A 13,899-nucleotide genomic window follows, 5' to 3' on the forward strand; every position below is an offset into this window, starting at 1 on the left:
ACGCGTCCATGTACTCGCCTTTCGACCATTCCAATTTATCTTTTTCTAACAATAAAAAACAGCTGCCTCGAGGGGCAGCTGTTTTTTTATTGTTCCATAATTACTTTGGCTGATTGGAAAAGAATTTTAACAGCAGGTAATAACGTGTCTTCTTTAATATCAAATTTTTCATTATGATGGCCTGCAGCCAGTTCTGTTCCGAATACACAGTAGGTTGCCTTTCCGCCATTTTTCTGCACTTCGTTCATAAAATAGGTCGCATCCTCTGACCCTCCTGGTGTGTTATCCTCCAGTCGACTTTTTTCAATATCTGGGGATGCTTCGGCACATTGATGGAGGATACCTGCTAGGTCCAACGAACATTTACAGCTTAGTGCCTCTCCTACTGTTTTGATCTTATGTTCTACTTGGTACATGGTAGCCGCTCCACTGACGATGGATGTGACCTGCTCTTTCACATACTCATTTATTTCAGAAGTCTCTCCTCGTGTTTCTACTTTCATACTAGCATGGTTGGCAATAATATTTCTACCTGCACCAGCTTCAAGCTGCCCAACATTTATCCTGGTAGCCCCTCCTGAATGGCGTGATATACCATGAAGGCTTAGCACACTAGCGGCTGCTGCTAAGAGTGCATTCTTCCCTTGTTCAGGACTTCCTCCGGCGTGAGCTGCTTTACCAGTATAGCTGATATCTAACTTGGAGGTCGCAAGAAAACCACTATTGGCAGCAACGAACTGCTTATGCGGAACACCGACCCCAATATGGGTAGCGACGAAATAATCAACATCTTCCACTACATTTGCTGCCGCCATAGCTTTTGCTCCTCGTGTGCCTTCCTCAGCTGGTTGAAATATTAATTTTATTTTCCCCTTAAGTTGGTCCTTATTTTCAATAAGCAGGGTGGCGAGGCCTAAACCCATCGCGGTGTGGGAGTCATGACCGCAGCCATGCATTTTCCCGTGAACTTTTGAGCTGAATCCTTCATTGCACGGGAAATGCTCGTTACTGTTTGACTCTAAAATATCCAATGCATCCATATCAAATCGAAATGCAATGACAGGACCTTTCTTACCTGTATCTAGTGTGGCAATTATTCCTGTATAACCTTCAGAAAAGAGATGAAGATAATCACCAATCGCCCCATTTTTCTGTGCCCATTGATAATGTTTCTTTGTCTCCTCCTCAGTTGGTTTTCCCATACAGTCTGCCTCAGACATAACTTCCTTTCCCATTTTCAATTGGAAACCAAGCTCATCTAAAATAGAGGCTACAATAGATGCTGTTCTCATTTCCAAAAAACCTGTCTCTGGATATTGGTGGAAATCTCGGCGCCACTTAATTAATTTATCTCCTAATTGTTGCATACTGCTCTCCTCCTTCTATAAGAACGGGTATATTCCTGGACCAAATGGTAGTCCTGAATAGTAAAATACTAGAATTAATATAATCCAAGTAGTTAAAAACGCAATACTATACGGTAGCATTAATGAAATATAAGTACCTATACTTGCTTTTTTATCGTATTTTTTTATAAACGCCAAAATAATAACCATATACGGGAACAATGGTGTAATAATATTTGTTGAAGAATCTGCCACCCTGTACGCAACTTGCGTAAAGGCCGGATGATAACCGAGTTGCATAAACATCGGAATAAATACTGGAGCTTCAATTGCCCACTTGGCAGACCCTGAAGTGATCAGGAAGTTCATTAATGCTGTAAATATGATATAGCCAATAATCAACCAAATACCTGTAAAATTAATATCCTTTAGATAATCAGCGCCATTAACTGCTACCCATGTACCTAGATTTGACCAATTAAAATATGCAATAAACTGGGCAATGGCAAACACTAAAACGATATAACCCGACATGTCTTTAATAGAGTCGGCCATGTAGTCTCCTACATCCTTACCAGATCTAATTTTACCTACTGTTATACCAAACGTAACACCAATTATCACAAAGAATATTAAAACGATTGGAACAATACCATCTAAGAAAGGAGAAGGAACAATACTACCATCCTCACCCCTTAATGGGCTATTTGGTAAAAGTATGATCGTCAAAATAATCGCTATGTATGCTAGGCCAGCAATAAGCGCATTACGGAACCCTTTCCCGCCATTTTTTAATTCTTCACTGTTCTCTTCTTCAATGGCTCCTCCTTTGTATTCCCCCAAACGTGGTTCAACAAATTTAGTAGTGATGAGTCCCCCAACAATTGTCATAATAAAGACAGATACAATATTAAAGTACCAGTTATCTACAGGTGTGATCACCAGAGAATCGTCAAGGATGGCTGCTGCTTCCGTGGAGATTCCTGCTAACAATACATCTGTCCCGGCGATAAAGATATTTGCCGTAAATCCAGCTCCTGCCCCGGCAAAGCCTGCAGCTAATCCAGCTAATGGATGCCGTCCAACTTTATAAAACACCATCGCAGCAAGTGGTGGTATCAATACAACTGCAGCATCAGAGGCTAGGTTTCCAAGAATCCCCACAAATACCACCGTATAAGTAACTAAACTTGGAGGTGAGCTTAAGATTGTTTTTCTGATAGCATAATCCATCAGTCCAACCTTCTCAGCTAGACCAATTCCTAGCATCATGACAAGAACAAGTCCCAGTGGAGCAAAACCAGTAAAGTTATCGAGCATGGAAGTTAAGATAAACTGCAACCCTTCACCTGATAGCAAATTTTGAATTTCTAGCTCTTCCCCTGTACCTGGATGCACAACAGAAGCATTAAACAAACTAAATATATAGGAAACAACGATCATTAATAATGATAGTCCAATAAATAAAATAAACGGATCCGGTAACTTATTTCCTACCTTTTCAACCAAATCTAAAAATCTTTGAAATAAACCACGCCTCTTTTCCATAATATCCCTCGCATTCTATACTAATATTTCGATCTAACTCTTTGGTAAGCCTATTTCTCATGCAACTTTGAAGGATTTACACCCTCAGGAATAGGATTGCTGTATGGATTGGCTTTCTTAAATGCCTTGAATTCTTCTTTTATGTTTTGTAGGTCTTCTGGGCTGTTAAACAGCTGAATACCAGCTAAGGCCATTGTTTCTGCGGCGCGGAACATACCGTTTAATGCATAGTTTCTTAATCCTTGTGTTGTCATTTGCCATGTGTGTAAAGCAGTACCCAGCACAGAGGTTGATGCTGATAATTGAGCTGTTGGGACGACCCAGCTTACATCTGAAACATCTGTAGAACCAGCAAGAATTTCCTTGGATTCATGATAAGGCGAAATAGAGTCAGAATAATACTTACCAGCAAACTCACTACCATCTCCTACATAACCAAAACCTTTCATTGGATCTAGGAAGTTTTCTTTTTCACCGTCTGTAAAGGTATTCCATATTTTCTCTGCAAATGCATTCTCTTCATCTGAAGGCTTTTGTACCCCAACCTCGGTAAATTTCTTATACAAGATTTTCTCCAGAGAACGATTGGGAATATAATTAGAACATGCCTTATCAAAATTAATTGTTACTTCAGTTTCTGTCATGAGTGCAGCACCTTCAGCAATTTTCTTTACTCTTTGAAAAATGCTGTCCACTTGTGCCACCTTTGGAGCTCTTACTAGGTATAGTACCTCGGCATTTGCTTGAACCACATTTGGGGATATCCCCCCTGTGTTTGTCACAGCGTAATGAATACGCGCCTCTGGCACAATATGCTCTCGCAAATAGTTAACGCCCACGTTCATTAGTTCCACAGCATCCAACGCACTTCGCCCCAAATGTGGAGTGTTTGCAGCGTGAGATGAAATGCCTTTGAATTTAAATGAAACTTGATAGTTTGCCAAGCTTGATAAACTCATAATCGCATTTGCAGGAGAGGGGTGCCATGTAAGCGCAGCATCGACGCCATCAAACACACCTTCTCTTACCATAAATGTTTTTCCTGAACCGCCTTCTTCTCCTGGACAGCCAAAAAATTTCACAGTACCTGGCAGGTTATTTTCTTCTAAGTAATTTTTTGCAGCACATGCAGCAGCAAACGCCCCTGTACCTAACAAATTGTGACCACAGCCATGTCCAATATCTTTCTCTAAAGGTTGATAACTCGTTTCATTAGGCTTCTGACTTAAGCCTGAAAGTGCATCAAACTCTCCTAGATATCCTATTACAGGCTTACCTTCGCCATATGTAGCAATAAATGCAGTTTCTATCCCAGCAACATTACGTTCAACAAGAAAGCCTTGTGCTTCGCAAGCCTTAGCAAAATAGGAAGCTGATTCATATTCTTCAAATCTTGTTTCTGGATGGTGGTAAATAAAGCTACTCACCTGTTCAAAAGTATTCCGATTGGTAGATAAATAGTTTGCAACAAATTTATTCATGTTAGTTCCTCCTTTGTCGGCCTTAAAGATTGATTAACGACATGATTAATAACATTCTGAATTTTCATCTCGCAATTTAAGTCGAGAAATGTAGATTTATTTTACCATAAGTCTAAAATATTAGACAAATGAAATCGTTAGAAGCATAGGAATGTTTTGACATTTTAAACGAAAGGATAGAGTTCCTGCATTATGGGACACCTGCTCTATCTCCCTTTAATCTCTAAATCAATCAAGAATTCAAGTGTAATTTCTACAAAAATTTATTTTTAAAAATACCGCCCATGGATGGACGGTATTTTTAATATACATTAAATAGTTGCGTACTTAAAAGCCGTAAAAGCTTAGTACGTGCTTAAATATTGTTCTCTTTCCCATGGATGCACTTGCGTTTTGAACATATCCCATTCGATTTCTTTTGCTTCAACAAAATGTTCGAATAAGTGTTCACCAAGTGAGTTTACGATAACCTCATCTTTTTTAAGTTCTTCAAGTGCACCAGCTAATGTGCTAGGAAGATCCTCGATTCCAGCTTCTTCACGCTCTTCTTTTGTAAGAACATAAATATTGCGGTCTACGGCAGTTGGTGTTTTCATTTTCTTCTCAATTCCGTCTAGGCCTGCTGCTAGTAAGGATGATAATGCCAAGTACGGATTAGCAGATGGGTCAACACTACGCGCTTCTACCCGTGTGCTAATTCCACGTGAACTTGGAATACGCATTAGACAACTTCTGTTAGAACCGGACCATGCAATATAACTAGGAGCTTCATAGCCAGGAACTAATCTTTTATATGAGTTAACTGTAGGGTTCGTAACAGCAGTAAAACTTTTCGCATGACTGATTGTGCCTGCAATAAACTGATAAGCCGTTTCGCTTAGTTGCATATCTCCTTTTTCATCGAAGAAGGCATTTTTACCGTCTTTGAATAGAGACATATTAACATGCATCCCAGATCCGTTAACGCCGAATAATGGCTTCGGCATAAATGTAGCGTGTAAATTATGCTTTCTAGCAATTGTTTTAACTACTAGTTTAAAAGTTTGAATATCATCAGCATGTTTCACAGCATCAGAATATTTAAAATCGATCTCATGCTGTCCAGGTGCAACTTCATGATGGGATGCTTCGATTTCAAAGCCCATTTCTTCAAGTTCAAGTACGATATCACGACGACAGTTTTCCCCTAAATCAGTAGGAGCCAAGTCAAAATAGCCACCTCTATCATTTAGTTCAAGGGAAGGGTCTCCTTTTTCATCTAATTTGAAAAGGAAAAATTCTGGCTCTGTACCAATATTAAAAGCATCAAACCCTAGCTCTTCCATTTTCTTAAGGTTACGCTTTAGATTATAGCGTGGGTCCCCTTCAAATGGCGTGCCGTCTGGCTTGTAAATATCGCAGATAAAACGGGCAACTTTACCTTTTTCTGAAGTCCATGGGAATACAACGAAGGTATCCAGGTCAGGATATAAATACATATCAGATTCTTCAATGCGTACAAATCCTTCGATAGAAGAACCGTCAAACATCATTTTATTATCTAATGCTTTATCTAATTGACTTAGTGGGATTTCAACGTTTTTGATTGTCCCTAGCATGTCTGTAAATTGAAGACGGATAAACCTCACGTTCTCTTCTTTAATTTGTTTCATGATTTCATCTTTTGATAATTTCTTTCCCATTCCTTCTCCTCCTAATAATTTATATATTTGAATAAAAAATATGGTTATATAAGCTAAGCTATGTATCCATATTTTCTATACATTATTAATGATTGGTAAAGAATCTGGATAATTCACCTTGGCGCAGGTTTGTTTTACCATGTCTGCCCGCATCAGTAAGTTCTGTTCGTAAAATTTTCCGAAGTTCCTTGTCTGACAATTCGTTTGATGTTGGCTTTGGCAACACTTCTTTTGTCTCGACCATTTCCTCTTGAAGCATGAGCTTGATCCCTGCGATATTCAGGCCTTTATCTAAGAGGTCTTTGATCTCAAGTAATCTGTCTACATCATTAAAAGAAAATAACCGTTGATTTCCACCTGTTCTTTCTGGATGGATTAGATCATGCTCTTCATAATACCTTATTTGTCTTGCAGTTAGTTCTGTAAGCTTCATTACAATACCAATTGCAAATAAGGGCATGGAACGTCTATCTTGATCATTCAATTCATGACCCCCTTGTAACGAATTAGTTATATTATATGAGATGTCAGGTAATATGTCAACCTGATGTTAGGTTTTCTCACACAATTAAACTTCTACTTCTTTTTAATACCCTAACTTCTCTTTATCAAACCTTCTTTTGTCAATGTTTCCACAGCTGCTACTAGCGCTAGCTTAACATGTGAATACGTTAAGCCTCCTTGAACAAAGGCTGTAAATGGTTGTCTTAATGGGCCGTCAGCTGACAATTCAATACTTGCCCCTTGAATAAATGTACCTGCTGCCATAATTACTTCATCTTCATAACCGGGCATTTCACTAGGGTATGGAGTGACATAAGAATTCACTGGCGAGTTCCGCTGTATTTCCTGGCAAAAGCGAACCATCGGCTGCTCTTCCCTGAAGGTGACGGATTGAATAAGGTCTGTTCTTTTCTCTTGGTAGTGCGGGCTTGTCTCAAAACCAGCCAGTTCTAAAAAGCGAGAAGTGAAAACTGCACCTTTCAACGCTTCTCCCACAATATGCGGAGCTAGAAAGAAACCTTGGAACATTTCTTGAAGCGTATGAAGAGTCGCCCCCGTCTCTTTTCCTAGACCAGGTGCTGTTAAACGGTTAGCACACTGTTCAATTAGTTCTTTATTTCCCGCAAGGTAGCCACCAGCCCTTACAATCCCCCCGCCTGGGTTCTTTATAAGAGAACCAGCAATAATATCTGCCCCCACATGCAATGGCTCTCTACTCTCTACAAATTCCCCGTAGCAATTATCAACAAATACAATAAGATTTTCATTTATCTCTTTAACAAAAGAAATCATTTCTTTTATTTTATCAATCGTAAAGGAGGGGCGATCATCATATCCTTTTGACCGTTGAATACCTATAACCTTTGTTTGATTAGAAATAGCTTCTTTTATACCCTGGTAGTTCACCGTTCCATTTTCCCTTAAATTAACTTGATTGTATTGGATACCGAACTCTTTTAGTGAACCTGTATTTTCACCACGAATGCCAATAACCTCTTCCAACGTGTCGTAAGGTTTGCCCGTAATGTAAAGTAATTCATCTTCTGGTCTTAAGAGTCCAAATAATGCTGTTGTAATAGCATGGGTACCTGATACAATTTGCGGTCTTACAAGCGCATCTTCGCCACCAAATACATCTGCATAGACAGCTTCGAGTGTCTCTCTTCCTATGTCGTCGTACCCGTAACCACTTGTTGAATGAAAATGGCTGTCACTAACCCGGTGTTTTTTAAAGGCATCTAGTACTCGTTTCTGATTTGTTTCTCGAACTTCTTCAATACTCTTATGGTGAATAGCACAATCTTCTTCTGTCTTTTGTATTATATCTCTAATCATGTAATGTCTTTACTCCTCTAAAAAGCCCCTTAAAGGGTGATCTTGTTTGATATAGCCTTGTAATACATACCGGTTTGTTGTTTCCTCAAACTCTTTTCGTATGATAAGTGTTTCTTGCTCTAGTCTGTTTAATTGTTTTCCTTCCTCAGGACCTAGTTGGACATTGTATGGTTTCCATATTTCTTGCAAAATCGTTTCTACTTTAGAGAGCATATTATCAATATCTTTTTGTTGATAAGCGCTCATGAAGAAGTAAGGATGCTGCATGGGGATAACTTCTTCCCCATTCAGACGGTCTTCTTTATTGTAGATAGTAAGCATGGGAATGGAACCAGCATCCAATTCATCTAAAAGCTTGATAACCGTATCTTGTTGCTGTTCCTGATCAGGATGGGAAACATCCACGACATGTAATAAAAAGTCCGCTTCTTTCACTTCTTCTAACGTGGAACGAAAGGCGGCAATCAAGGCCGTTGGTAAGTCTTGCATAAAGCCCACTGTATCGGTAATAAGCGCTTGAAAACCAGAAGGTAATTGAATTTGCCGTGTTAGTGGATCCAATGTAGCAAACAATTGATTCTCCTCAAGCGATGAACTATTTGTCAAACGATTAAACAACGTTGATTTCCCTGCGTTGGTATACCCGACAATGGCAATTTGAAAAGCTTCATTTGATTTTCTCCGTTTTCTGTATTGCTCCCGTTGACGAACAATCGTTTCTAGTCTTCTTTTAATATCATAGATTCTTCTTCTTATGTGACGTTGATCGGATTCAAGTTTGGTTTCACCTGGCCCTCTCGTACCAATACCCGCTCCCAGACGGGACATTTCTATCCCCTGACCTCGAAGTCTTGGCAAAGTGTATTCATATTGCGCTAATTCAACTTGAAGCTTACCTTCCTTGGTCCTCGCCCGCTGGGCAAAAATATCAAGAATTAGCTGACTTCTGTCAATTATCCGCACACCAAATTCTGCCCCTAGGTTCCGCAATTGGCCAGCTGACAATTCATCATTGGAAATAACTAAATCTATACCAAATTCTGTGATGGCTTCCTTAATTTCTTGTACTTTCCCTGTACCAATATAGTGAGCAGGGTCGATTCGATCTCTATTTTGAGTCATTATAGACTCTACATTCCCACCCGCTGTTTCACTTAAGGAAATAAGCTCATCTAAAGAGGACTGGAATTTTGCTTCATTTTGTTGCTTTTTATTTACGGCAATTATAAGAATTTTTTCGGACATAACTGCATCCTTTCTTTCGATGAGTGTATTGTTTTCAGTGTTCTCGCTAGTTTTATCTTACCAAAATTGGCAATCGAGTACAAAATTGAGACTAGCTAGTTATTGCTTGAAAGATCTTCTCGCGTTAGATGAATTAAATCGTGCGTTGTAAAATGTTCTTCTGTAAGAAGCCTTACAGCATGCATACGGATAGCATGCTCTATCACATTTCTAACATAACGTGCATTGGAGAAGTTCCGCTCCTCCTCTTGCATCTTTCTCGTAAGCCGTTCCCTTAGTTCATATCTTGCTTCCTTTGTAAATCTATATTCACGTTCAGCTGCCATTTGGGTTGCAATCTCCATCAACTGGGAAACTTCATAGTTTTGAAAATCCAGAATGAACGGAAAACGTGATTTGAGTCCTGGATTTAAAGAAAGAAATCGTTCCATCTCAGAAGGATAGCCCGCAAGAATAAGAACAAAGTCGTTTTGATAGTCCTCCATATGCTTAACTAACGTATCGATTGCTTCTTTCCCAAAATCTTTTTCACCACCGCGCGCCAGCGAATAGGCTTCATCAATAAATAGGATCCCGCCCATTGCTTTTTGAATAAGCGCCCTTGTTTTTTGAGCAGTCTGCCCGATGTATTCCCCAACCAAATCTGCTCTTTCTGCTTCAATAAAATGACCTTTTGATAATTGGCCCATATCAAAATAAATTTTGGCGAGCTTGCGAGCAACGGTTGTTTTTCCTGTTCCCGGATTGCCTTTAAAAAGCATATGAAGTACTTGTTTAGAACACGATAAACCTGCTTGCTTTCGTTTTTCATTGATTACTACCGTAGCATAGACTTCTTTTATCTTCTGCTTTAGTTCATGCAACCCCACAAATGAGGAAAACTCACTGTCAATGTGTTTAAAAGAATTACTCTCAGCCATTCGATTTTGCTTATTTGGTATTGCCTTAATTTCCTCTTTTCTATCTTGAAGAATAATGTTGATTTGGTTGCTTTTACTACGCATTAACTGTGTTTCCATGCCTTCACCCCTCCGTCATTTCATTATACGCGGAGGCATAAAAGTTGTGACATTAGCCCAATAATCTTCGGAACGCAGCTAATAAAAGAGCAAATGAAAAACGGGCGCCCTTAGCGCCCGTAAATTTACTTATTCTTTTTCCAACGTTACATTTTTGACAGGAGCGAATGTGGAAATTGCATGCTTAAATATCAGCTGCTGTTTTCCGTCGGTTTCTAAAAGAACGGTGAAATTGTCGAATGCTTTCACTACTCCACGTAATTGAAAACCGTTTGTCAGAAACACAGTCACCGCAATATGGTTCTTTCTCAATTGGTTTAAATATTGGTCCTGAATATTTACTGTTTGCGCCATTTTCCTTCCTCCTCTTTTCTATCTATATATTCATTTCTATCTTTCTTGAAGAAATCCTGCAATATCGCGTAAAATAAGTCTAGAATTTTCCCTAGCCTCTTCGGGTTTAATCGAATACCAATTGACATCCATCTTGTTTCTAAACCATGTATACTGTCGTTTTGCAAACCTGCGAGAATTCTGCTTTAGCGTTTCGATTGCTTCCTCAAGAGACTGGTGATTTTCAAAATAAGGAATAAACTCTTTGTAACCAATCCCCTTCATTGAAGGCTTATCTGTATATCCCCTTTGATACAAAGTTTGAACCTCTTTTACCAATCCCTGTTGCACCATGAGATCTACCCGATGATTAATTCGGTCGTATAAGAGCTCTCTATCCATCTCCAACCCAATTAAATGCAGCTGATATGGAGAAGTTAGCTGCTGTGTTTCTTGCCACTCTGACATAGTCATTCCCGTTGTTTCATAGATTTCAAGCGCTCGAATAACGCGTCTAGCGTTGTTTGGGTGCGTCTTTGCAGCCTGAACTGGATCCAATTCTTTTAACCTATTGTACAGGACATTCGCTCCATCTTCTTCCATTTGTTTTTCCAGCTTCCATGAGATGGTAATGTCTCGCTTTACATTGGCAAAATTGTAATCATATAAAGCAGCCTGTACATACAGACCGCTTCCTCCTACGAGAATGGGTAATTTATGTCTTGAGCTAATTTCCTCTATGTGCTTTTTAACACTTGCTTGGAATTCAGCAACCGAAAAAGATTCCCAAGGCTCCTTAATGTCTATCATGTGATGGGGGATATCTTCCATCTCTTCTTTTGACACCTTGGCAGTCCCAATATCCATTCCCTTGTATACTTGCATCGAATCCCCGCTAATAATTTCTCCGTCAAATTGTTTTGCTACCTCAATGCTGAGTTTCGTTTTACCAACTGCTGTTGGACCTATTATCGCGATTACTGTTTGTTCCATTATTATCCCCTAAATCCTAAATGTTTAATCATATGCCATGTACGCTCTAAGCATCCAGCATCTTTTCTCCGTTTTTGCTTGGATCGTTAAAAGTAAATCCTCTGTGGGGCCATCTTCCAATTCTCTTGCAAGTTTAAGGCCACTTGAGCGGATTTCCTTATTAAGTTGTGTAAGATCATCATACAACTGACTTATTAATTCACTTTCTTTGTCATCTGCACTGGCTTCCACCAATGTCGCTTCTTTAAGATACATACTCATAGTAGCAAGTGGCTTTCCCTCTATCATTAAAATTCTCTCGGCAATTTCATCCGAATCTTCCGCAACATCTGTGTACATTTCTTCAAATTTCTCGTGCAATGTAAAGAAATGTCTTCCTTGCACATACCAATGATATCGGTGTAATTTGACATATAGGACAAAATGATTGGACAATAATTGATTGAGAAAATTAATAAGTCTTTGATTTTCCATTAAATCCACCTCGGTGATCGTTTTTTTCTATCATCGGCGAGGCGGATTCGGTTTATTCATTTTCACATAACTCTTTTGAACATTTTTTCAAGCTCATAAGAAGAAAAGTGCACAATAATTGGCCGTCCATGAGGGCAGGTAAATGGATCCGTGGTTTGTCTTAAGTCTTCAAGGAGGCGAAACATATCTTCCTGATTTAAATAATGGTTTGCTTTAATCGATCGCTTACAAGACATCATAATAGCTGCCTCTTCTCTAATCGACTCGATATTGATACGTTCATCCGCCATTATTTGCTCTATCATTTCCCTGATAACCTCTTCTTCAAAACCTTTCGGAAACCAATTAGGGTGCGAGCGAATCACATAAGTATGCTGTCCAAAGGACTCAAAAAACAGGCCAACCTTTTCTAAATCTGCTTTATATTGCTCAATAAATATCGCTTCCTGTTTAGAGAAATCAAAGGTTAATGGCAACAAGAGCTCTTGGGCCTCGTTGTTCGTACTTCCAAGTTTTGCTTTAAAAAATTCATATTTAATGCGTTCTTGGGCGGCATGCTGGTCCACCATATAAAGCCCGTTTTCATTTTGTGCCATAATGTAGGTACCGTGGAGTTGTCCAATTGGATACATCATCGGCACTCGTTGTGCTTGTTGTTTAGGTTCCGTGCTGTCCATTTCGGTTTCGGACAGTTTTTTATCTGGCAATTCCTCTGTATACACGTTTCGGTTCTTTTGCTCTTCGGCTTCTTCGAAAGGCTTGCTTGTCAGAGGTTCTGTTTTAACCGCTGCTTGCTCTTGATTAAAAATGTTTTCTCGAACTGTATCCATGTTGTTCCAAGTTTGGTCTGATACTGATTCTGCTTTTTTCTGTTCAAAATCCATCGTATTTTGAACTGTTTTTTCTCTTGCAATAGGCTTTGATTGTAATTCCGGAATCAAAGTTAGTTGTCTAAATCTTTCCCGTATGGTCTCTTCTATAAGCTGGAACAATTCTTTTTCTTTACTAAAACGTACTTCAAGCTTCGTTGGATGAACGTTCACATCGACAAGGATTGGATCCATTTTAATATCTAGTACAACGATAGGATATTTTCCAATTGGCAATAAAGTATGATAGGCTCTTAGAATTGATTGAGACAGTGGAATACTTCTAATATAGCGACCATTGATCATGGTAGATATATAACTTCTTGATGCCCTAGTCACTTCAGGCTTGGCAATGTAGCCTTTAATTGAAAAATCCAGTGTCTCCCGTTCTATCCAAAGCATTTGCTTGGCAATTCCCATACCATATACATTTGAAATGACCTGTAAATGGTCACCTGTGCCAGGGGATTTAAACAGGCCTTTCCCATTATGGGTGGCTTCAAAACGAATTTCAGGATGGGAAAGCGATAACCGGTTTAGTAGGTCTGTTATATGACCAAGTTCTGTATGGATTGTTTTCATATACTTTAATCTAGCTGGCGTATTAAAGAATAGATCTTCAACAAGAATCTCCGAGCCTTTGCGTGCATCACTTTTCGCTTTACGTGTAACCTTGCCACCTTCTAGTTGGAGAAGTGTGCCCGCCTCCTCACCCTGCGACGTTTGAATGGTAAGTCTGCTAACAGAGGCAATACTAGCTAGCGCCTCGCCACGAAATCCTAATGTCCTTACATGAAAAAGATCGTTCTCATCTTTTATCTTACTTGTTGCATGGCGGAGGAAGGCGCGCTCACAATCATCCTCTGCCATTCCATCCCCATTATCGGTAATTTTAATTTGCTGAAGCCCTGCCTCCAATATATCTATTTTTATCCATGTGCTATTTGCATCGATGCTGTTTTCTACCAGCTCTTTTACGACAGAAGCAGGACGTTCTACTACTTCACCAGCAGCAATCTTATTCGCTAACACATCGGGCATTTGCACAATGCTCATACTAACATTCCTTT

Annotated in this window: 12 protein-coding genes; all 12 read right to left on the reverse strand. The window is 39.4% G+C overall.

The annotated features are described in order from the left end of the window. Positions 1-86: 86 nt before the first annotated feature. The 12 genes from ACTWPF_RS10465 to mutL all read right to left on the reverse strand — a co-directional run bounded on the left by ACTWPF_RS10465 (position 87) and on the right by mutL (position 13,885). Complete coding sequence (locus tag ACTWPF_RS10465; protein ID WP_443149129.1) at positions 87-1,367, reverse strand: amidohydrolase; 1,281 nt, start codon at positions 1,365-1,367, stop codon at positions 87-89. Positions 1,368-1,382: 15 nt separating this feature from the next. Further along, positions 1,383-2,894, reverse strand: a complete 1,512-nt coding sequence (locus ACTWPF_RS10470; protein ID WP_443149130.1) for an AbgT family transporter — start codon at positions 2,892-2,894, stop codon at positions 1,383-1,385. Between the two features lie 50 nt (positions 2,895-2,944). Next, positions 2,945-4,375 carry a M20 family metallopeptidase gene (locus ACTWPF_RS10475; RefSeq protein ID WP_443149131.1) on the reverse strand — a complete coding sequence of 477 codons (1,431 nt, stop codon included), beginning with the start codon at positions 4,373-4,375 and terminating at the stop codon, positions 2,945-2,947. Positions 4,376-4,719: 344 nt separating this feature from the next. Then, positions 4,720-6,057: a type I glutamate--ammonia ligase gene (gene glnA, locus ACTWPF_RS10480; protein WP_036572965.1), complete on the reverse strand. Its 1,338-nt coding sequence runs from the start codon at positions 6,055-6,057 to the stop codon at positions 4,720-4,722. 85 nt (positions 6,058-6,142) lie between these two features. Continuing rightward, entirely contained in the window at positions 6,143-6,517 is a 375-nt protein-coding gene (locus ACTWPF_RS10485) for a MerR family transcriptional regulator (RefSeq protein ID WP_036576294.1), read from the reverse strand. A 134-nt stretch (positions 6,518-6,651) separates the two neighbouring features. Next, positions 6,652-7,896 (reverse strand): methionine gamma-lyase family protein, encoded by a 1,245-nt coding sequence (locus tag ACTWPF_RS10490; protein WP_443149132.1) that lies wholly within the window; start codon positions 7,894-7,896, stop codon positions 6,652-6,654. Positions 7,897-7,905: 9 nt separating this feature from the next. Further along, positions 7,906-9,141, reverse strand: coding sequence for a GTPase HflX (gene hflX / locus ACTWPF_RS10495; protein WP_443149133.1), 1,236 nt, complete (start codon positions 9,139-9,141; stop codon positions 7,906-7,908). 95 nt (positions 9,142-9,236) lie between these two features. Next, on the reverse strand, positions 9,237-10,160 hold the full coding sequence (gene spoVK / locus ACTWPF_RS10500; RefSeq protein ID WP_106896718.1) for a stage V sporulation protein K: 924 nt from the start codon (positions 10,158-10,160) through the stop codon (positions 9,237-9,239). Positions 10,161-10,289: 129 nt separating this feature from the next. Next, on the reverse strand, positions 10,290-10,514 hold the full coding sequence (hfq, locus tag ACTWPF_RS10505) for an RNA chaperone Hfq (RefSeq protein WP_036572969.1): 225 nt from the start codon (positions 10,512-10,514) through the stop codon (positions 10,290-10,292). A gap of 36 nt (positions 10,515-10,550) precedes the next feature. Continuing rightward, positions 10,551-11,486 (reverse strand): tRNA (adenosine(37)-N6)-dimethylallyltransferase MiaA, encoded by a 936-nt coding sequence (gene miaA, locus ACTWPF_RS10510; protein ID WP_443149134.1) that lies wholly within the window; start codon positions 11,484-11,486, stop codon positions 10,551-10,553. Positions 11,487-11,510: 24 nt separating this feature from the next. Beyond that, positions 11,511-11,960 (reverse strand): Dps family protein, encoded by a 450-nt coding sequence (locus ACTWPF_RS10515; protein WP_238019188.1) that lies wholly within the window; start codon positions 11,958-11,960, stop codon positions 11,511-11,513. Positions 11,961-12,022: 62 nt separating this feature from the next. After that, entirely contained in the window at positions 12,023-13,885 is a 1,863-nt protein-coding gene (gene mutL / locus ACTWPF_RS10520; protein ID WP_443149135.1) for a DNA mismatch repair endonuclease MutL, read from the reverse strand. Positions 13,886-13,899 lie beyond the last annotated feature (14 nt).

This window comes from Oceanobacillus sp. M65 (assembly GCF_052246275.1).
GTDB lineage: Bacteria > Bacillota > Bacilli > Bacillales > Amphibacillaceae > Oceanobacillus_B > Oceanobacillus_B jordanicus.

Coding starts and splice junctions, on each gene's coding strand:
- miaA (WP_443149134.1), bottom strand. CDS start 11,486: ATGGAACAAACAGTAATCGCGATAATAGGTCCAACAGCAGTTGGTAAA.
- mutL (WP_443149135.1), bottom strand. CDS start 13,885: ATGAGCATTGTGCAAATGCCCGATGTGTTAGCGAATAAGATTGCTGCT.
- hflX (WP_443149133.1), bottom strand. CDS start 9,141: ATGTCCGAAAAAATTCTTATAATTGCCGTAAATAAAAAGCAACAAAAT.
- ACTWPF_RS10490 (WP_443149132.1), bottom strand. CDS start 7,896: ATGATTAGAGATATAATACAAAAGACAGAAGAAGATTGTGCTATTCAC.
- ACTWPF_RS10470 (WP_443149130.1), bottom strand. CDS start 2,894: ATGGAAAAGAGGCGTGGTTTATTTCAAAGATTTTTAGATTTGGTTGAA.
- ACTWPF_RS10515 (WP_238019188.1), bottom strand. CDS start 11,960: ATGGAAAATCAAAGACTTATTAATTTTCTCAATCAATTATTGTCCAAT.
- ACTWPF_RS10475 (WP_443149131.1), bottom strand. CDS start 4,375: ATGAATAAATTTGTTGCAAACTATTTATCTACCAATCGGAATACTTTT.
- glnA (WP_036572965.1), bottom strand. CDS start 6,057: ATGGGAAAGAAATTATCAAAAGATGAAATCATGAAACAAATTAAAGAA.
- ACTWPF_RS10465 (WP_443149129.1), bottom strand. CDS start 1,367: ATGCAACAATTAGGAGATAAATTAATTAAGTGGCGCCGAGATTTCCAC.
- spoVK (WP_106896718.1), bottom strand. CDS start 10,160: ATGGAAACACAGTTAATGCGTAGTAAAAGCAACCAAATCAACATTATT.
- hfq (WP_036572969.1), bottom strand. CDS start 10,514: ATGGCGCAAACAGTAAATATTCAGGACCAATATTTAAACCAATTGAGA.
- ACTWPF_RS10485 (WP_036576294.1), bottom strand. CDS start 6,517: ATGCCCTTATTTGCAATTGGTATTGTAATGAAGCTTACAGAACTAACT.